This window comes from Kitasatospora sp. NPDC005748, from assembly GCF_040630735.1.
Taxonomy (GTDB): Bacteria; Actinomycetota; Actinomycetes; order Streptomycetales; family Streptomycetaceae; genus Kitasatospora.
In genome coordinates this window covers 146,377-161,353 of the sequence record NZ_JBEXYD010000010.1, presented here as the reverse complement: position 1 = coordinate 161,353, position 14,977 = coordinate 146,377, and the positions used below count along the sequence as shown (strand labels likewise).

The window sequence follows — 14,977 nt, the reverse complement described above, 5'->3', positions numbered from 1 at the left end:
ATCGGGCGAGTACGGAGAGTGCTTGTCCGGGCGCGGAGTGTCGGCTTGTCGGTTGGCTGAGGATTAACCGATCGAAACGACGGGGTGGTTGCTGTGGGCGGCGATGAGCGCGTGGTGTTCGAGGACGGCGAACTGCCGGAGGGTTCCGAGGGGGTCGCGGAGTTCTTCAGCGCGGTGGGGAAGTTGGTGAAGCTGTTCCGTGAGCGGGCTGGCCTTACCCAGCGCGAGATGGCCGAAAGGATCGGCTACGGCGAGGACATGGTGGGCGCGGTTGAACGGGGGCGGCGGACTCCCAGGGTCGAGTACCTGACTGCCGCTGACGAACTCCTCGGTGCTGGAGGAGCGCTGAAGGCGGTCGCGGCAGACGTCATGAAGGCCAAGATCAGGGTGAGCACGCGGCACCCTGCGTGGTCCAAGGCCTTCACCACGGAGGAAGCGCAAGCCGTGGAAATCCATGACTACAGCACGCTCGATATCCCGGGCCTGCTGCAGACGGAGATGCACGCCCGGGCGCTCTACGAGATGCGGAAGCCGGTGCTTCCCGACGAGATGGTCGAGAAGTGGGTGGCAGCACGGATGGCGCGACAGGAGATCCTTACCCGCGCGCCGCTGCCGATGATGAGTTGGGTGATCGACGAGAGCGTGCTTCGTCGTCCCATGGGCGGGAGGGACGTGCATGAGGAGCAGCTTCGGCACCTGCTCAAGGTCGGCCAGATGCGCGGGCTTGAGCTTCAAGTGATGCCGCTGGAGCGAACCGAGCATGCCGGTATGGGTGGCTCGTTCATTCTGTTGACACCGAAGGGGAGGGCTCAGATTGCCTTCGTGGAGGTGCAGCACGTCAACAGGCTGATCACGGATCCGGAGGAAGTCCGTATCATGGCCGCACGGTACAGCAGCATCAGGGCTCAGGCGCTCAACATGGGGGAGTCCCTGGCTTTGATCGAGAAGATGCTGGGAGAACGGTGAGCATGGCCAAGCTGACGTGGTTCAAGAGCACCTACAGCGGAAATGAAGGCACCGCCTGCGTCGAGGTTGCTGAGACGCCCGAGGTCATCCATGTCCGTGACTCGAAGGACAAGAGCGGCCCGCAGCTGGAGTTCGACCCGGCTGCATGGCAGGCGTTCGTGGTGTTTGCCGCGGCTGCCGAGATCTGATCCCCTCTTGGACGGCCCGCCACTGGTGAGTGGCGGGCCGTTCTGTCGCCCTTGAGTCCACCCATCAGTTTCTATCTCCCGTCACAACCCTTCAGGAATGCGCCAATCGGCGGACGGCCGTCTTCTGTACGGGTGGCCTCCCCCTCTTGTACGGGTGCCGCTGGTAGCAACGGAGCCGACAGCCAGGGGGGAACGCAGAGACGAGGTAGCGCAGCCATGTCCCACCACCTCAGCGGTCCCGACCTGCGGTCGCCCCGGGGCGATGCCCGGCTGGACCTCACCGACCTGTTCGCGTTCCCGGCGGCCGACGCCTCGGGGCGGACGGTGCTCATCATGAACGTGAACCCGTACGCGCCGACCCGGGCCAACGCCTTCCACCCGGACGCGGTCTACCGGATCAACATCGACAACGACGGGGACGACCAGGCGGACGTCGCCTACTCCTTCACCTTCTCCGACCCCGAGGCCGGCGCCCAGACCGTGACCGTCCACCGGGCCACCGGTGACGCCGCGCGCCAGCACGAGGCCAACGGCGACGTCCTCTTCGCCGGCGTCCCGGTCGCCTTCGGCGACGCCCCCGACGTGGTCGAGGCGAACGGCTACAAGCTCTCCGTCGGCCTGCGCAGCGACCCCTTCTTCGCCGACCTCGAAGGGATCGTCAACAACTTCACCTGGACCGGCAAGGACGCGATGGCCGAGGCGAACGTCTTCGGCATCGCCCTCGAAGCGCCGGACGCCGAGCTGGGGCCGGAGGCGACGATCGGCGTCTGGGCGCGGGTCAGCCTCCACGAGGACGGCCGGCTGGTCTCCGTCGACCGGGGCGCGCACCCCTCCCTGACCGCCTACTTCAACGCCGAGGGCGTGAAGGACGCGTACAACGCGGGCGAACCGGCCGACGACTGGGCGAAGTACCGCGAGCCCTGGACGGCCGTCCTCCAGCACACCGGCGACTACACCACGGACGCGGCCACCGAGACGCTGAAGCTCGTCCTCCCCGACATCCTGCGCTACGACCGCTCGCGCCCGGCGATCTACCCCAACGGGCGGACCCTGGTCGACGACGTGACCTCGGCCCGGCTGTCCATGGTCTCCGGCGGCAAGATCACCGGCGACCACATCCCCCCGCACGTCGACCTGCTCCCCGTCTTCCCCCACCTGGGCCACCCGCACCCGGCCGTCTGACGCCCGCGCCGCCCGCGCCGCCCGCCCGCCCGTCCGACCGCTCGCCCGCACGCGTGTCCGACGGTCTGCCGGGCAGACGCCCCGGCAGACCGGGCGCGCACGGCGCCCGCTGCCGAGAGGGGGCCGTCGTGGCCGCAGGAGCGCACGGAAGACCGGCCGGCCGGGGAGCGGCCGCCGACGACACGGCGGACGGCGCGCTGCGCTGGGCCGGGCGCGCCGGGTTCACGGCCCGGGGCGTCGTCTACGTCCTGGTCGGCTACCTCGCCCTGCGGATCGCCTTCGGCAAGGGCTCGGACGAGGCCGACCGCCAGGGCGCGCTGCGCACGGTGGCCGACCAGCCGCTGGGCCGGGCGGTGCTCTGGCTGCTGGTGGCCGGCTTCGCGGGCATGGCGCTGTGGCGGGCCGCCTCGGCCGCTTTCGGCCGTGGCAAGGACGGCAAGCCGGGCAAGCGCGCCCTCAACGCCGGCCGCGCGCTCTTCTACGCTACGGTCTGCTGGGGAACGGCCGCCTTCGCGCTGGGCAGCGGTGGACGGTCGAGCAGCGACGACACCTCCAAGGACTGGACGGCCTCCGCCCTCGACCTGCCGGCCGGGCGGTACCTGGTCGGCGCGGCGGGCCTGGTGCTGGCCGGGGTCGGGGTCGGCACCGCCGTCCGGGCCCTGCGGCGCCGCTTCCTCGAACGGTTGGACACGGCGGCGATGGAGCCGCGCGTCCGGACGGCCGTCACCGCCTGCGGGGTCGCCGGCAACACCGCGCGGGGCCTCGTCTTCGCTGCGGCCGGCGCCTTCGCCGTCACCGCCGCGGTCCGCTTCGACCCGCAGCGGGCCAAGGGCCTCGACGACACCCTCCGCAGCCTCGCCACCACCCCGGTCGGCCCCTGGCTGCTGGTGCTCACCGCCGTCGGTCTGCTGCTCTTCGGCGCCTTCTCCTTCGCCTCCGCGCGCTGGCGCCGCCTCTCCTGAGGGCGCTCCCCGCCGCCGCCCCACCATGTGACCGGCCGTGAGCCGCCGTGGTCCGGTAGAACGGACCACGGCGGCTCACGGCTGTGGTGATCGGGGGACGGGATGGCGGGACCGGCGGTCGGACTGTGGCTCTTCGAGCCGTGCGAGGCCGAGGACGTCGTGGCCGGTGTGCGGCCCTGGCTGGAGGGCTTCTGCGAACCGGTCGAGGCCGGGGCGGGCGGCGGACTGGACTTCTGGGTGCGGGACGGTTCGGCGCTCGGGGTGCCGGCCTTCGACCCGGCCAGCGTGGGTGTGTTCTTCCTGACGGAGGACGAGGAGGTACCGGCCGAGGACGAGGACTACGCGCTCTTCCCCCGGCCACCGGTGCGGGGACTCGTGCTCGGGGCCGGCTGCTCGGGGCCGGTGATCCAGCTGGTGCTGGGGCGGCTCGCGCTCGTTCTCGCCGAATGCCTGGGCGCTCTGGTCGACTTCGACGGTCTGCTCGGCGTCGGCGCGACCCCGGGGGAGGGGGAGCGGGCAGCGGGTCAGGACGCGCTCCTGGCGAGGGCAAGAGCGCTGAAAGCCGCCCTGCCGGGGCGGCTGGAGGAGGTCTGGTACGACATGTGGGGTGGCGGCCGGTGGGTCCGGCACGTGGGTGACGCGGAGTTCCTGGCGGCCTGGCTGGCACACCCGGATTACCACCTGGTGACGTGACCGCGCCCGGTCCCGCGGCGGTGTGCCGCGGGACCGGGCGCGCGGTGCGGTGTCAGGCGCCGTCGTAGTAGCGGCGTTCCTCCACCACCGGGTCGACCCCGCCGACGACCGGTCGGCGGCGGCGCAGGGCGCGGGCGTAGACGACCAGGCCGAGCAGGCCGGCCACCATCAGGACGATGCCGACGACATCGACGTTGACGCCCGAGAGGTGCCAGTCGACGGCGAAGGTGAGGATGGCGCCCAAGGCGAAGACGATGATGCAACCGCCGATACCCATGGCGGTCTCCTTCCCGTTCTCGGAAGGGCCGGCCGGGGCCGGCGGGGCGGGTGTGGGGTCAGGCGAGAAGTCGGTCGAGGACGGCGCGGTAGTCGCGCATCGCCAGTCGTAGCTGCTCGGTGCGGGCGCCGGGCTCCTCGCCGGGGGTCCGGCAGCCTTCGCGCAGGTCCTCCAGGCGTCGGCGGGCGGCCTCGGCGACCAGGTCGGCGGTTCGGCTGACCAGGCTGTCGGCGGCGGCCGCCGAACCGGCGGGGTCGTCCACGAAGGCGATCTGGGCGCGTTCCCACTCGGCCCGTGCCTCCTGGACGGCGGTGGTGTCCAGCCAGGGGCCCAGGCCGGCGGCCGGTCGGTCGGGGGCGGCGGGAGCGGTCGGAGCGACGGTCTCGCCGGTGGGCGCGGTCGGGGCGGCCGCGCCCGGCGCCGGCGGTGCGGTCGGGGCGGCGGGGACGGCGTCCGGGGCGGGCGCCGCGTCCGGCTCGGCGGGTCGGACCGCCGGGAACTTCTGGAGCGAGGCGACGTCCGGCCGGTCCTCGGACCGCTCGGCCGTGCCGGCGGTGGCCGGTGCGGGGCCGTGCCCGGCGGCGTGCCGGGGGTGGCCGGACCGGCCACCGGCGTGGGTGCCGGCGTGGCGCGGGTCGGCGGCGTGGTGGACCCGGCCGTGACCGGGCCGGTCGTCGTTGCCCTGGCCGTTCTCGCTGCGGTGCTGCTCGATGCGGGTCATCGTCTCCTCCTCGGACTGACGTCGTACGGATGCGTCCGGACCGGCCCGGATACGTACGGCGGCCGTACGGGCCGGTGGCGTACGGGCCGGTGGCGTACAGGTCGGCGCTGTACAAGTGCTGTGCGGATACGGATGCGGGTGTGCTGTGCGGGTGGGGTACGGACGGGGCGGGTCAGTGGCGGGCGAGCGCGCCGGTGCGCTCCTCGTGGAGCAGTTCCACGATCAGGTCGCGGACGGCGATCACGGAGCAGCGCAGTTCCTCGCTGTCCGCGCCCGGGTTGTCCAGGGCCCGGCGGGCGTCGCGGTAGGCGGGCAGCCGCGCCGCGTGGTCGACGGAGAGGACCTCCGGACGGCCCTCGCCCGGGTAGCCCATGTCGGTCAGCAGGGAGTCCAGCAGCCGCGCCGTACGGACGGCGGACTGGCGCGGGTCCTCGACGAACAGGGCTTGCAGGCCGCGCAGTTCGGCCAGGTACCGGTCGCGGTCGGCGGCCTCGACCGGGACGGTCTTCACCCGGCGGCGCAGCGCCAGCCGGTCGGTGAGGTCGTGCTCGGCCGCCCGGACGTCACCCTCGTGGACCAGGACGGTGCGGTCGTACTCCGGCCCGAACCGTGCGCGCAGTCGGTGCGAGCGCAGCCGGGGGGCCAGGACGGCGAAGAGTGCGGCCGCCGCGATGACCGCGACAATGACGATCTGAAGAGGATCCATTTCCGCTCCTTTCGGCGGCGGGCCGCCGGTGCGGCCGCCGGGCCCTCGCTTTGCCCGTCCGGCGCCCCGCAAACCCCCCTGGGTGGTGCGCGGCTGTCCCGCCGTCGCCCGAGCGACCGTCAGATGCCGTCCAAGTGCGGTGCCGATACGGTTCCCGGGTACACGACCGACCGTGCTCCCGGCGGTAACCAGAAAGGCCACGAACGCATGCGCTTCCTCGTGGAGGAGACCTCTGACGGCGTCTCGGAACGCCGCTTCACCCACGGCGACGTCCCCGGTGTGCTGTGGACGCCCACCGGTACCGGCGGTGGCCGCCCGCTGGTGCTGCTGGGCCACGGCGGGGGCGGGCACAGCCGGACGCCGGTCCTGGCCGCCCGCGCCCGCCGCCTGGTGACGGAGTACGGCTTCGCGGTAGTGGCCGTGGACACGCCCGGCCACGGGGACCGGCCGCGCTCCGCGCGGGACGCCTGGTTCGAGGCGGAGATCGGCGCGCTGCTGGCGGCGGGCGAGCCGCTGAGCCGGGGGATCGCCGAGCACACGGCGGCGCTCGCGGAGCGGGCGGTGCCCGAGTGGCGGGCGGTGCTGGACGCGCTGGGCGGGCTCGACGAGGTCGGCGCGGAGCACCCGGTGGGCTACTGGGGCCTGTCGCTGGCCAGCGTGGTCGGCCTCCCGCTGGTGGCGGCGGAACCGCGGATCACCGCCGCCGTCCTGGGCCTGGCCGGCCACGAGTCGCTGACCGGGGCGGCGGCCCGGGTCACCGTCCCGGTCCGGTTCGTGCTGCAGTGGGACGACGAACTGGTCGCGCGCACAGCGGGGTTCGCGCTGTTCGAAGCCCTGGGCTCGGCGGAGAAGACCCTGCACGCCAACCCCGGCGGCCACGCGGGTGTGCCCGCGGCGGAGCTGGAGAGCGCGGCGCGGTTCCTCGAGCGGCACCTGCGCGCACCCGTGGCGCCGGGCCTCCCGGCCGGCTCCGTATTCTGAAGCGCCGCCGGGCAGGCCGGAGCCGTACGAGAGGGATGACGATGGAACAGCAGCAGTCCGAGCGCGGGCTCGTCGTGGTGAGCGAGAGCGGCGTCGGTCGCTACGGCCAGCAGGTCCGGGCCGGCCGCCACGAGCTGGCGGCCGACGAGCCGGGGCCGGTGGGCGCCGACAGCGGGCCGAACCCCTACGACCTGCTGCTGGCCGCGCTCGGCAGCTGCACCTCGATGACGGTGCGGATGTACGCGGAGCGCAAGGGCTGGCCGCTGGAGAAGGTCACCGTCGCGCTGCGGCACGAGCGGGTGCACGCCGAGGACTGCGCGGAGTGCGAGAGCGGGCACGGGCTGGTCGACCGGATCACCCGGGAGATCCGGCTGGACGGCGCCCTCGACGCCGAGCAGCGCCGGCGGCTGCTGGACATCGCGGAGAAGTGCCCGGTGCACCGGACGCTGACTGCCGGCGTCGTGGTCAGCACCACGGAGGTGCCGCCGGAGGCCGCCGCCCGGGGCTGAGGGCCGTCACGACTGCCGCTGGCCGGCCAGGTCGACCTCGCCCCGGACCAGGGCGCCGGCCTGGTCCGGGGTCAGCGGGCGGGCGAAGAGGTAGCCCTGGCCGAGCGGGCAGCCCATGGCGGCGAGCAGGTCGCGTTGCTCGGTGTTCTCGATGCCCTCGGCGATGACCTGGACGCCCAGCGTGTCGGCGATCCGGGTGATGCCCTCGACCAGCGCGTACTGCTGCTGCGACATCCCGAGCCCGTCGATGAAGGACTTGTCGATCTTCAGGATCGAGATCGGGAACTCCCGCAGGTAGGAGAGCGAGGAGTAGCCGGTGCCGAAGTCGTCGATCGCGATGCCGACGCCCAGCTCCTCGCTCAGCGTGCGCATGTCGGTGTGCACCCGCTCGTCGCGCCGCATCAGCACCGACTCGGTCAGCTCCAGCACCAGCGCCTCGGGGGCGATCCCGGAGGCCCGTACCGCGGCGCGCACGACGTCGACGAAGCCGGCGTCCCGGAACTGCCGGGCGGACACGTTCACGTTGACCCGCAGGGGTGGCCGGCCGGTGGCGCGGCGGCGGTCGGCGGTCAGCCGCTGCCAGCCGGCGGCCTCGTGCGCGGCGCGCTCCAGGACCCAGGCGCCGAGCGGCACGATCTGGCCGCTCTCCTCGGCGAGCGCGATGAACTCGTCGGGCAGGACCATCCCGCGCCGGTCGTGCGGCCAGCGGACCAGTGCCTCGAAGGCGACCAGCTCGCCCGTCGCCAGGTCGACGATCGGCTGGTAGTAGAGCTTGAACGCGGACTCGGCGATCGCGACGTCCAGGTTCTCGTTCAGCTCGTGCCGCTCCACCAGCCCGGCCTGGAGGGCGGGCTGGTAGTGGCACCACTGGCGCTTGCCGGCCGACTTCGCCGAGTACAGCGCCAGGTCGGCGTGGGTGAGCAGCTCCGCCGAGTCCACGCTGTCCTCGGTGGTCGCCACCCCGATGCTCGCCGTCACCCGGACGGCGCCCGCGCTCAGCTTGAACGGTTCGACGAAGGCGGCCAGCACGCTGTCCGCGATCGCGCCGACGTCCGCGGGGCGCACCGCGTCCTCGACCAGCACCGCGAACTCGTCGCCGCCGAGCCGGGCCGCCGTGTCGGAGGTGCGCAGCGCGGTGGAGACCCGCAGCGAGACGGCGACCAGCAGCTCGTCGCCGACCGCGTGGCCCTGGGTGTCGTTGACCACCTTGAAGTCGTCCAGGTCGATGAAGAGCACGCCGGTGACCGCCCCGCTGCGCTCGCCCCGGGAGAGCGCGTGGCCGACCCGGTCCTGGAAGAGCACCCGGTTGGCCAGGCCGGTGAGGGAGTCGTGGAAGGCCCGGTGGGTGAGCTCGCGCTCCATCTGCCGCTGCTCGGTGACGTCGCGCAGGGTGAGCACCAGGCCGCCGACGGTCGGATCCCCGCGCAGGTCGTTGCAGCGCACCTCGGCCTCGATCGGGGTGCGGTCCTGGCGCAGCAGGCGCCAGTGCTCGCGCTGCTGCTCGCGGCTGTCGCCGGTGCGGACCCCGCCGTCCGGGCCGCGCATCCGGGCCAGCGCGCTGCCGACGGTGCGGCTGTCCTCGGGCGGGACGAGGTCAGTGATCAGGACGCCGTCCAGGTCGGCGTAGCCGAGGACGCGTTCGGCGGAGGACGAGGCGTAGCGGACGCCGTCGTCGGCGTTGAGGATCAGGATGACGTCGCTGGCGCTCTGCACCAGGGTGCGGAAGTAGGCCTCGCTGTTGCGGCGGTTGATCTCCTGGCTCAGCATGACGCGCTCGACGGCCAGCGCGGCCTGGGCGGCCAGGATCTCCAGCGAGCTCCAGAGGCTGGTCAGCTCCTGCTCGGTGCCGGTCACGATGAGGGCGCCGATCAGCGGGTCGCCGGAGGGGCGCTCGGCCAGGGTGAGCGGGCTGAGCAGTGCGCAGGGCATGCCGTCGAAGCGGACGGCGAGATCGGTGCCGATGTCCTCGACGGGGAGTAAACGGGTCTCCCGGACGGCCGCCAGGGCGAGCACCTCGTCCGAGTCGGAGCCGTCGTGCAGGTGGTGCTGGGCGGGGCCGCGCTCGGCGTGCCGGATGTGCAGGACACCGGCCTCGCTGACCGCGAGCAGGGCGACGTGCCCGCGCTCGGTGGGCATCAGGGTGGAGGCGGCCCCCTGGACGGCGTCGGCCACCTCCTCGACGGTGACGGCGGCGGTGAGCGAGGCGCCGGCCTCGCGCAGCACGCGCTCCCGGGCGATGGCCTCGCGCCGGGCGCTCACCACGAGCGCGAGGCGCGCCAGTACGAGCAGGAAGAGCAGCGCGGAGAAGGCGCCGATCACCCCGGCGTTGTTGGTGTCGCCGGTGATCGACTCGACGATCAGGATGGTCGGCGCGACCAGCGAGGCGGCGGCGAGCAGGGCGAGCCGGCCCCGCCCGAGATCGACCTGCTGGGTGGGGACCGGTTTGGTGAGCTCGACCATCGAGGGATGCAGGGCGGCCGCGCCCCAGGCGGTGTAGAAGGCCGCCCAGCCGAGGTCGACCGGCGTCCCGATGTGCCAGTTGCCGTGCAGCACGATGAGCCCGTACAGGATGTCGGAGATCAGCAGGCCGACCGTGCCGACGGTGAGCAGCTGGAGCGCGCGGCTGCCGCCGCCGCGTGGCACCAGCAGGCGCAGCAGCAGCGCGAGGACCACCACGTCGCCCAGCGGGTAGGCGATCGAGACGGCCTTCTGGAACCAGCTGAGGTCGGGGTTACGGGCGTACGGGAGGATCAGGTAGATCCAGGCGAGCAGGGCCAGGCCCATGGTCAGGATGAGGGCGTCCAGCAGGCTGGCGCGGTCCTGGTGGGCCGTGCGCCAGCGGATGAAGCCCAGCACGCCGGCCGCGTAGAGCAGGTACTCGGCGAGGTAGAAGCCGTCGGCGACGGAGGGGAAGGGGCTGCCCAGGTGCAGGAACTGCATCTGGATGACCTGGACGACCTCGCCGGCGGTGAAACTGAGGTTGGCGAGGGCGAGCAGGTACCAGAACAGCCGGTGCGCCGGGCGGTTGAGGTGGACACCCACCACGATGGCCGCTACGCCGCCGAGGCCGATGCCGGTCCACCAGATGATCCGCTGGGTCGGGTTGCTGTAGTAGATGCAGGTGAACAGCACCATCCACGACAGGTAACAGACCATCAGGCGTTGTCGCCGACGTGTCAAGGACGCTACCTCCTCCGCGACATCACGGCGCCGGTCCGGCGGTGACTTCGGGCGAGGACGGGATCTGCCGGGGCAGGTCCGGGGGTTGTGCTCGGGGTTGTGCTCGGGGTTGTGCTCGACTTCCTCGAAAGGTGTACTCGGGTACGACCGTAGGCCCTGTCGGGGGAGTCCGCTCGGGGGTGCGCGCGGTTTCCGGGCAGCGGCCCCGTCCGTCCGGTGGCTTTCGGCCGGACGTTCGGAACGGTCCTTCGGTGCGTATAGTCGGAAATGTCGCACCTCCCAGCATTCTGCCGCCACACCACGAGGTCAAGCCGGTGGACGACGCAGTCGACAGCGCACAGGGCGCGCGCCCGGATGTGAATTCCGGGCGCCACGCCGTGCTGCGGAACGAAGACGGCCAGTATGCGATCTGGCCCGGTGACTTCACCGTGCCGGGTGGCTGGCACACGGTGTTCGGGCCGGCCGGCCTCGCGGACTGCCGGGCCCACGTCGAGCGCGTATGGCGCTGGGCCGGGCTCGGGCTCCCCGGGCCCGGCGGCGCCGGCCGGGGCCCGGCCCGGGCCGGGTTCTCGGACACCGTGCACGGGCTGTTCCGGGCCCGGGCCGCCCACGACCCGGACGCGGTCGCCCTGCTCACCGAGGACGGCGAGCTGAGCTACCGCGAGCTCGACCTGCGCAGTGACCGGCTGGCCGCCGTCCTGCGGGCCCGGGGCGTCGGGCCGGAGCGGGTGGTGCCGGTCTGCCTGGAGCGCGGGGCGGCCCTGATCACGGCCTGGCTCGGCGTGCTCAAGGCCGGTGGGGCCTTCCTGCCGCTGGACCCGGCGCACCCGCAGCGGCGGCTCGCGCAGCTCGTGGTGGACTGCCGGGCGGTGGTGGTCGTCGGGGAGCACGGGCGGCACTTCGCCGGGGTCCCGGTGGTCGGTGCCGACGCGGCGGGACCGGACGGCGATCCCGGCCGGGGCACCGCGGAGACGCCCCCGGGCACCGCCGCGGATCCGGCGGAGGACCCGGTCGAGGACGGCGTCCCGGCGCCGGACCCGGCCGTGCCGGACGACCTGGCGTACCTGATCTACACCTCCGGCACCACCGGCACCCCCAAGGGCGTACCCGTCACCCACCGCTCGCTGGTCTTCACGCTCGACCGGGTGATCCGCGCCTACGAGCTCACCGCGCGTGACCGGGTGCTGCAGCTCGCCGCGCTGGGCTTCGACACCTCGCTGGAGCAGGTCTTCGCCGCGCTGCTCAGCGGCGCGACCCTCATCCTCGGCGGCGCCCGGACCTGGGCGCCCACCGAGCTGGTGCACCGGATGCGCGAGCTCAGGCTGACCGTCGCCGACCTCACCCCCGCCTACTGGCACCACGTACTCGCGCTGCTCCCCGAGGGCGGCCCGGCCCCCGAGGGCCTGCGGCTCGTCGTGGTCGGCGGGGACACCGTGCACGCCGACGACAGCCGCGACTGCCTGGCCCGGCTGCCCGGCGTCCGGCTGGTCAACGCCTACGGGGTGACCGAGGCGGCCGTCACCTCCACGCTCTGCGAGGTCACCCCGGCGGTGCTGGGGCCGGCCGGCGGGGGCGGGCTCGGCGCGGCCCCCGTCCCGATCGGCAGGCCACTGCCCGGGGTGCGGCTGCACCTGCTGGACGCCCGGCTGAGCCCGGTGCGGCCCGGTGAGAAGGGCGAGATCTACCTGGGCGGCCCCGGCCTGGCCCGCGGCTACTGGCGGGCCCCCGGGCTCACGGCGGAGGCCTTCCTGCCCGACCCCTACGCGCCAGTCCCCGGCGAGCGGATGTACCGCACCGGCGACGCCGGCCGCTGGCGGCCCGACGGTCAGCTGGAGATCCTCGGCCGCTTCGACGACCAGGTGAAGGTCCGCGGCTACCGGGTGGACCCGGCCGAGGTGGAGTCGGTGCTCGCCGCCCACCCGGACGTGCGGCAGGCCCGGGTCGCCGCCGACGGCGCCGCGGACGGCACGCACGTGCTGACCGCCTACTACACGCTCGCCGACCGGGACGGCTCCGGCGCCCGGGCCCGGCGGTCCCAGATCCGCGACTACCTCGCCGAGCGGCTGCCGGACTTCATGGTCCCGGCCGACTTCGTCCTCCTCGACAGCATGCCGCTCACCGCCGCCGGCAAGATCGACCGGCGCCGGCTGCCGCGCACCGCGCCGCAGCTCCAGCGACGCGCGGGGCGCGACGGCGAGGGCACCGTGGAGGCCCGCGGCGCCGACACCCGGTCCGACCCGCCCGACGGTGCCCGCCGCGACGCAGGCCCGCTCGCCGACAGCTCCGGGAGCGCGATCGAACCCGCCGTCGCGCACCTCTGGTCCGAGCTGCTCGGCGTCGAGGAGGTCGGGCCCGCCGACGACTTCTTCGCCCTCGGCGGCAACTCGCTGCTCGCCATGGAGATGCTGGCCCGGGCCCGGATCATGTTCGGCATCGACGTCACCAGGATCCGCTTCCTCACCCGCTCGCTGCTGCGCGACGCCACCCTGCGGGCCTTCGCGACCGCCACCCAGTCCGCCCGCGCCGGCGGCAACGGCTTCGGCGAGGCGGCCGTCGACTGGACGGCCGAGGCCGAACTCGGCACCCCCGTACGGCAGTCCTGGCGCCCCGCGCCCTCGCGCGCCGAACCGGCCGAGATCCTGCTCACCGGCGCCACCGGCTTCTGCGGCGCCCACCTGCTCGCCGCCCTGCTGGACACCACCGGGGCACGTGTCCACTGCCTGGTCCGCGCCCCCGACGAGGAGCACGCGCTGGAGCGCATCCGGGCCGCCCAGCAGCGGTACCTGCGCAAGGACGTGCTGGACGGCCGGGTGGTCCCGCTGGTCGGGGACCTCGCCGAACCGCTGCTCGGGCTCTCCCAGCACCGCTTCGAGGCGCTCGCCGACAGCCTGGACGCGATCCACCACCTCGGCGGGCAGGTCAACTTCATCTACCCGTACCACCAGTTGCGCGGCCCCAACGTCGGCGGCACCCGGGAGGTCGTCCGGCTGGCCGGGCACTCGCGGGGCATCCCGGTGCACTACCTCTCCACGCTCGCCGTGCTCGCCGGCTTCGGCCCGGCGGGCGTCGGCGAGGTGACCGAACGGACGCCGCTGGCCCACCCGGACCGGCTCGCGGTCGGCTACGTGGAGAGCAAGTGGGTCGCCGAGCAGCTGCTGCACAACGCGGCGGCGGCCGGGCTGCCGGTCACCGTGCTGCGGACCAACGACGTCACCGGCGACCTCACCACCGGGGTGATGAACACCGGCACGGAGATCTGCGCGCTGATCAAGTACATGGCCGACAGCGGAAGTTGCCCGGACGTCCGGCTGCTGCTCGACTTCGTCCCGGCCGACCGGTTCAGCCGCGCCGTCGCGCACATCGCCCGGCACGCCCCCGCGATCGGCGAGGTCTACCACATCACCTCGCCGCGCCCCGCCGTGCTCGCCGACCTCGCCGAACGGCTGCGGGCGCGCGGCCACCCGGTGGAGCAAGTCCCGTACAAGGCCTGGGTCGAGGACCTCGTCCGGTTCGCCGCCGGGCACCCCACCCACCCGATGACCCCGTTCGTGCCGCTCTTCGTGGACCGCAGCCCGGGCACCGAACTGTCCATCAGCGAGATGTACTTCCGGCCGACATTCCCGCTCTTCGACCGGGCCAACACGGACCAGGCGCTGGTGGGCAGCGGGATCGAGCTCCCGGCGGTGGACGACGCCTTACTCGACCGCTACCTGGAGCAGTTGACCGCGGAGGGCTTCCTGATGCCCCCGGCGGGGGTGGTCCGGCGGTGAGCGGGGGCGGCGGCGACGGGGAGTCCGGTGACGCGGCTTTCGGCGACGCCGTGTTCGGGGGCCTGGACGTGCGGGGCGCGCCGGGGGACGGGCCGGTGGCGTTCGGGGCGCGGCTAGGGCCGGACGTGCTGCTGGCGGCCTACCGGCACGGGCTCTTCCCGATGCCCGCCGCCGACGACTACGCGAGCGCCTTCAACGAAGTCCGGTTCGAGGAGGCGGTGGCGGCGGGGGAGGTGGCGCTGCTGCCCGGCGCCGAGGACGACCCCTACGCGCTCGCCTGGTGGTCGCCCGACCCCCGCCCGGTGCTCGCCCCGGACGCGGTGCACGTCGGGAGCCGGCTCGCCCGGCGGCTGCGGAACGGCCGGCGGTGGTGGACCAGCGCCGACCGGGCCTTCCCGCGCGTGCTCGAAGCCTGCGCGCAGGCACGCCAACCCTCCTGGCTCGTACCGGAGCTGCGTGTCGCGCTGGTCGAACTCCAGCGGCGCGGCGCCGCCCACAGCGCCGAGGTCTGGGAGGGCGAGGAGCTGATCGGCGGGGTCTTCGGGGTGGCCGTCGGGCCGGTGCTCAGCCTGGACTCGATGTTCCACCGCCGCTCCGACGCCGGCCGGGTCGCCGTGGCCGACCTCGCCGCGCGGTTCGCCGACGCGGGCGGGCGCCTGCTGGACGCCCAGTGGGACTCGCCCCACGTCCGCGCGCTCGGCGCCGCCGCCGTTCCGCGCGAGCGCTACCTGGCCGAACTGGCCGCACCGGCCGAGGTCGGTCCGCTGGCCACCGCGATGCTCCCGGCGGCCCGGCTGGGCCGGTGACCGCGGTCGCCGGTCCCGCGGTGGGGGCGGCGGAGG

At 73.8% G+C, this 14,977-nt stretch carries 13 protein-coding genes; 9 read left to right on the top strand and 4 right to left on the bottom strand.

What is annotated here, in order from left to right; all coding sequences use genetic code 11:
* Nucleotides 1–93: 93 nt before the first annotated feature.
* The 5 genes from ABZ495_RS11225 (at nt 94) to ABZ495_RS11205 (ending at nt 3,991) form a co-directional block, all read left to right on the top strand.
* Nucleotides 94–966 carry a helix-turn-helix transcriptional regulator gene (locus tag ABZ495_RS11225; RefSeq protein WP_329490356.1) on the top strand — a complete coding sequence of 291 codons (873 nt, stop codon included), beginning with the start codon at nt 94–96 and terminating at the stop codon, nt 964–966.
* A gap of 2 nt (nt 967–968) precedes the next feature.
* Entirely contained in the window at nt 969–1,154 is a 186-nt protein-coding gene (locus tag ABZ495_RS11220) for a DUF397 domain-containing protein (protein WP_329490357.1), read from the top strand.
* 216 nt (nt 1,155–1,370) lie between these two features.
* Nucleotides 1,371–2,336 carry a DUF4331 family protein gene (locus ABZ495_RS11215; RefSeq protein WP_359835433.1) on the top strand — a complete coding sequence of 322 codons (966 nt, stop codon included), beginning with the start codon at nt 1,371–1,373 and terminating at the stop codon, nt 2,334–2,336.
* 128 nt (nt 2,337–2,464) lie between these two features.
* A complete protein-coding gene (locus ABZ495_RS11210) occupies nt 2,465–3,298 on the top strand; it encodes a DUF1206 domain-containing protein (protein WP_359835431.1) in 834 nt (277 codons plus the stop codon).
* Between the two features lie 102 nt (nt 3,299–3,400).
* Nucleotides 3,401–3,991 (top strand): DUF6368 family protein, encoded by a 591-nt coding sequence (locus ABZ495_RS11205; RefSeq protein WP_359835428.1) that lies wholly within the window; start codon nt 3,401–3,403, stop codon nt 3,989–3,991.
* A 52-nt stretch (nt 3,992–4,043) separates the two neighbouring features.
* Here ABZ495_RS11205 and ABZ495_RS11200 read toward each other — a convergent pair whose 3' ends face one another.
* The 3 genes from ABZ495_RS11200 to ABZ495_RS11190 form a co-directional block, all read right to left on the bottom strand.
* Nucleotides 4,044–4,268, bottom strand: a complete 225-nt coding sequence (locus ABZ495_RS11200; protein WP_329490362.1) for a DUF6458 family protein — start codon at nt 4,266–4,268, stop codon at nt 4,044–4,046.
* 58 nt (nt 4,269–4,326) lie between these two features.
* A complete protein-coding gene (locus tag ABZ495_RS11195) occupies nt 4,327–4,989 on the bottom strand; it encodes a hypothetical protein (protein ID WP_359805383.1) in 663 nt (220 codons plus the stop codon).
* Between the two features lie 172 nt (nt 4,990–5,161).
* Nucleotides 5,162–5,695 carry a hypothetical protein gene (locus ABZ495_RS11190; protein WP_329490364.1) on the bottom strand — a complete coding sequence of 178 codons (534 nt, stop codon included), beginning with the start codon at nt 5,693–5,695 and terminating at the stop codon, nt 5,162–5,164.
* Between the two features lie 207 nt (nt 5,696–5,902).
* On the opposite strand from ABZ495_RS11190, the gene ABZ495_RS11185 reads away from it, so the two are divergent.
* Together ABZ495_RS11185 and ABZ495_RS11180 are read left to right on the top strand one after the other, a co-directional pair.
* The gene (locus ABZ495_RS11185) at nt 5,903–6,676 is read left to right on the top strand and encodes an alpha/beta hydrolase (protein WP_359805385.1); all 774 of its coding nucleotides are present in this window, start codon (nt 5,903–5,905) and stop codon (nt 6,674–6,676) included.
* 41 nt (nt 6,677–6,717) lie between these two features.
* Complete coding sequence (locus ABZ495_RS11180) at nt 6,718–7,185, top strand: OsmC family protein (protein WP_352287520.1); 468 nt, start codon at nt 6,718–6,720, stop codon at nt 7,183–7,185.
* 6 nt (nt 7,186–7,191) lie between these two features.
* Here ABZ495_RS11180 and ABZ495_RS11175 read toward each other — a convergent pair whose 3' ends face one another.
* Nucleotides 7,192–10,365 (bottom strand): EAL domain-containing protein, encoded by a 3,174-nt coding sequence (locus ABZ495_RS11175; protein ID WP_359835425.1) that lies wholly within the window; start codon nt 10,363–10,365, stop codon nt 7,192–7,194.
* Here ABZ495_RS11175 and ABZ495_RS11170 point away from each other — a divergent pair.
* A complete protein-coding gene (locus tag ABZ495_RS11170; protein ID WP_359835423.1) occupies nt 10,359–14,135 on the top strand; it encodes an amino acid adenylation domain-containing protein in 3,777 nt (1,258 codons plus the stop codon). The genes ABZ495_RS11175 and ABZ495_RS11170 overlap by 7 nt on opposite strands.
* On the top strand, nt 14,132–14,941 hold the full coding sequence (locus ABZ495_RS11165; protein ID WP_359835422.1) for a leucyl/phenylalanyl-tRNA--protein transferase: 810 nt from the start codon (nt 14,132–14,134) through the stop codon (nt 14,939–14,941). Before ABZ495_RS11170 ends, ABZ495_RS11165 begins: the two co-directional genes overlap by 4 nt.
* Nucleotides 14,942–14,977: the final 36 nt, after the last annotated feature.

What these genes read in the sequence shown, in the direction of transcription:
- ABZ495_RS11200 (WP_329490362.1), bottom strand. Translation starts at nt 4,268, where the DNA reads ATGGGTATCGGCGGTTGCATCATCGTCTTCGCCTTGGGCGCCATCCTC.
- ABZ495_RS11215 (WP_359835433.1), top strand. Translation starts at nt 1,371, where the DNA reads ATGTCCCACCACCTCAGCGGTCCCGACCTGCGGTCGCCCCGGGGCGAT.
- ABZ495_RS11195 (WP_359805383.1), bottom strand. Translation starts at nt 4,989, where the DNA reads ATGACCCGCATCGAGCAGCACCGCAGCGAGAACGGCCAGGGCAACGAC.
- ABZ495_RS11190 (WP_329490364.1), bottom strand. Translation starts at nt 5,695, where the DNA reads ATGGATCCTCTTCAGATCGTCATTGTCGCGGTCATCGCGGCGGCCGCA.
- ABZ495_RS11205 (WP_359835428.1), top strand. Translation starts at nt 3,401, where the DNA reads ATGGCGGGACCGGCGGTCGGACTGTGGCTCTTCGAGCCGTGCGAGGCC.
- ABZ495_RS11185 (WP_359805385.1), top strand. Translation starts at nt 5,903, where the DNA reads ATGCGCTTCCTCGTGGAGGAGACCTCTGACGGCGTCTCGGAACGCCGC.
- ABZ495_RS11220 (WP_329490357.1), top strand. Translation starts at nt 969, where the DNA reads ATGGCCAAGCTGACGTGGTTCAAGAGCACCTACAGCGGAAATGAAGGC.
- ABZ495_RS11180 (WP_352287520.1), top strand. Translation starts at nt 6,718, where the DNA reads ATGGAACAGCAGCAGTCCGAGCGCGGGCTCGTCGTGGTGAGCGAGAGC.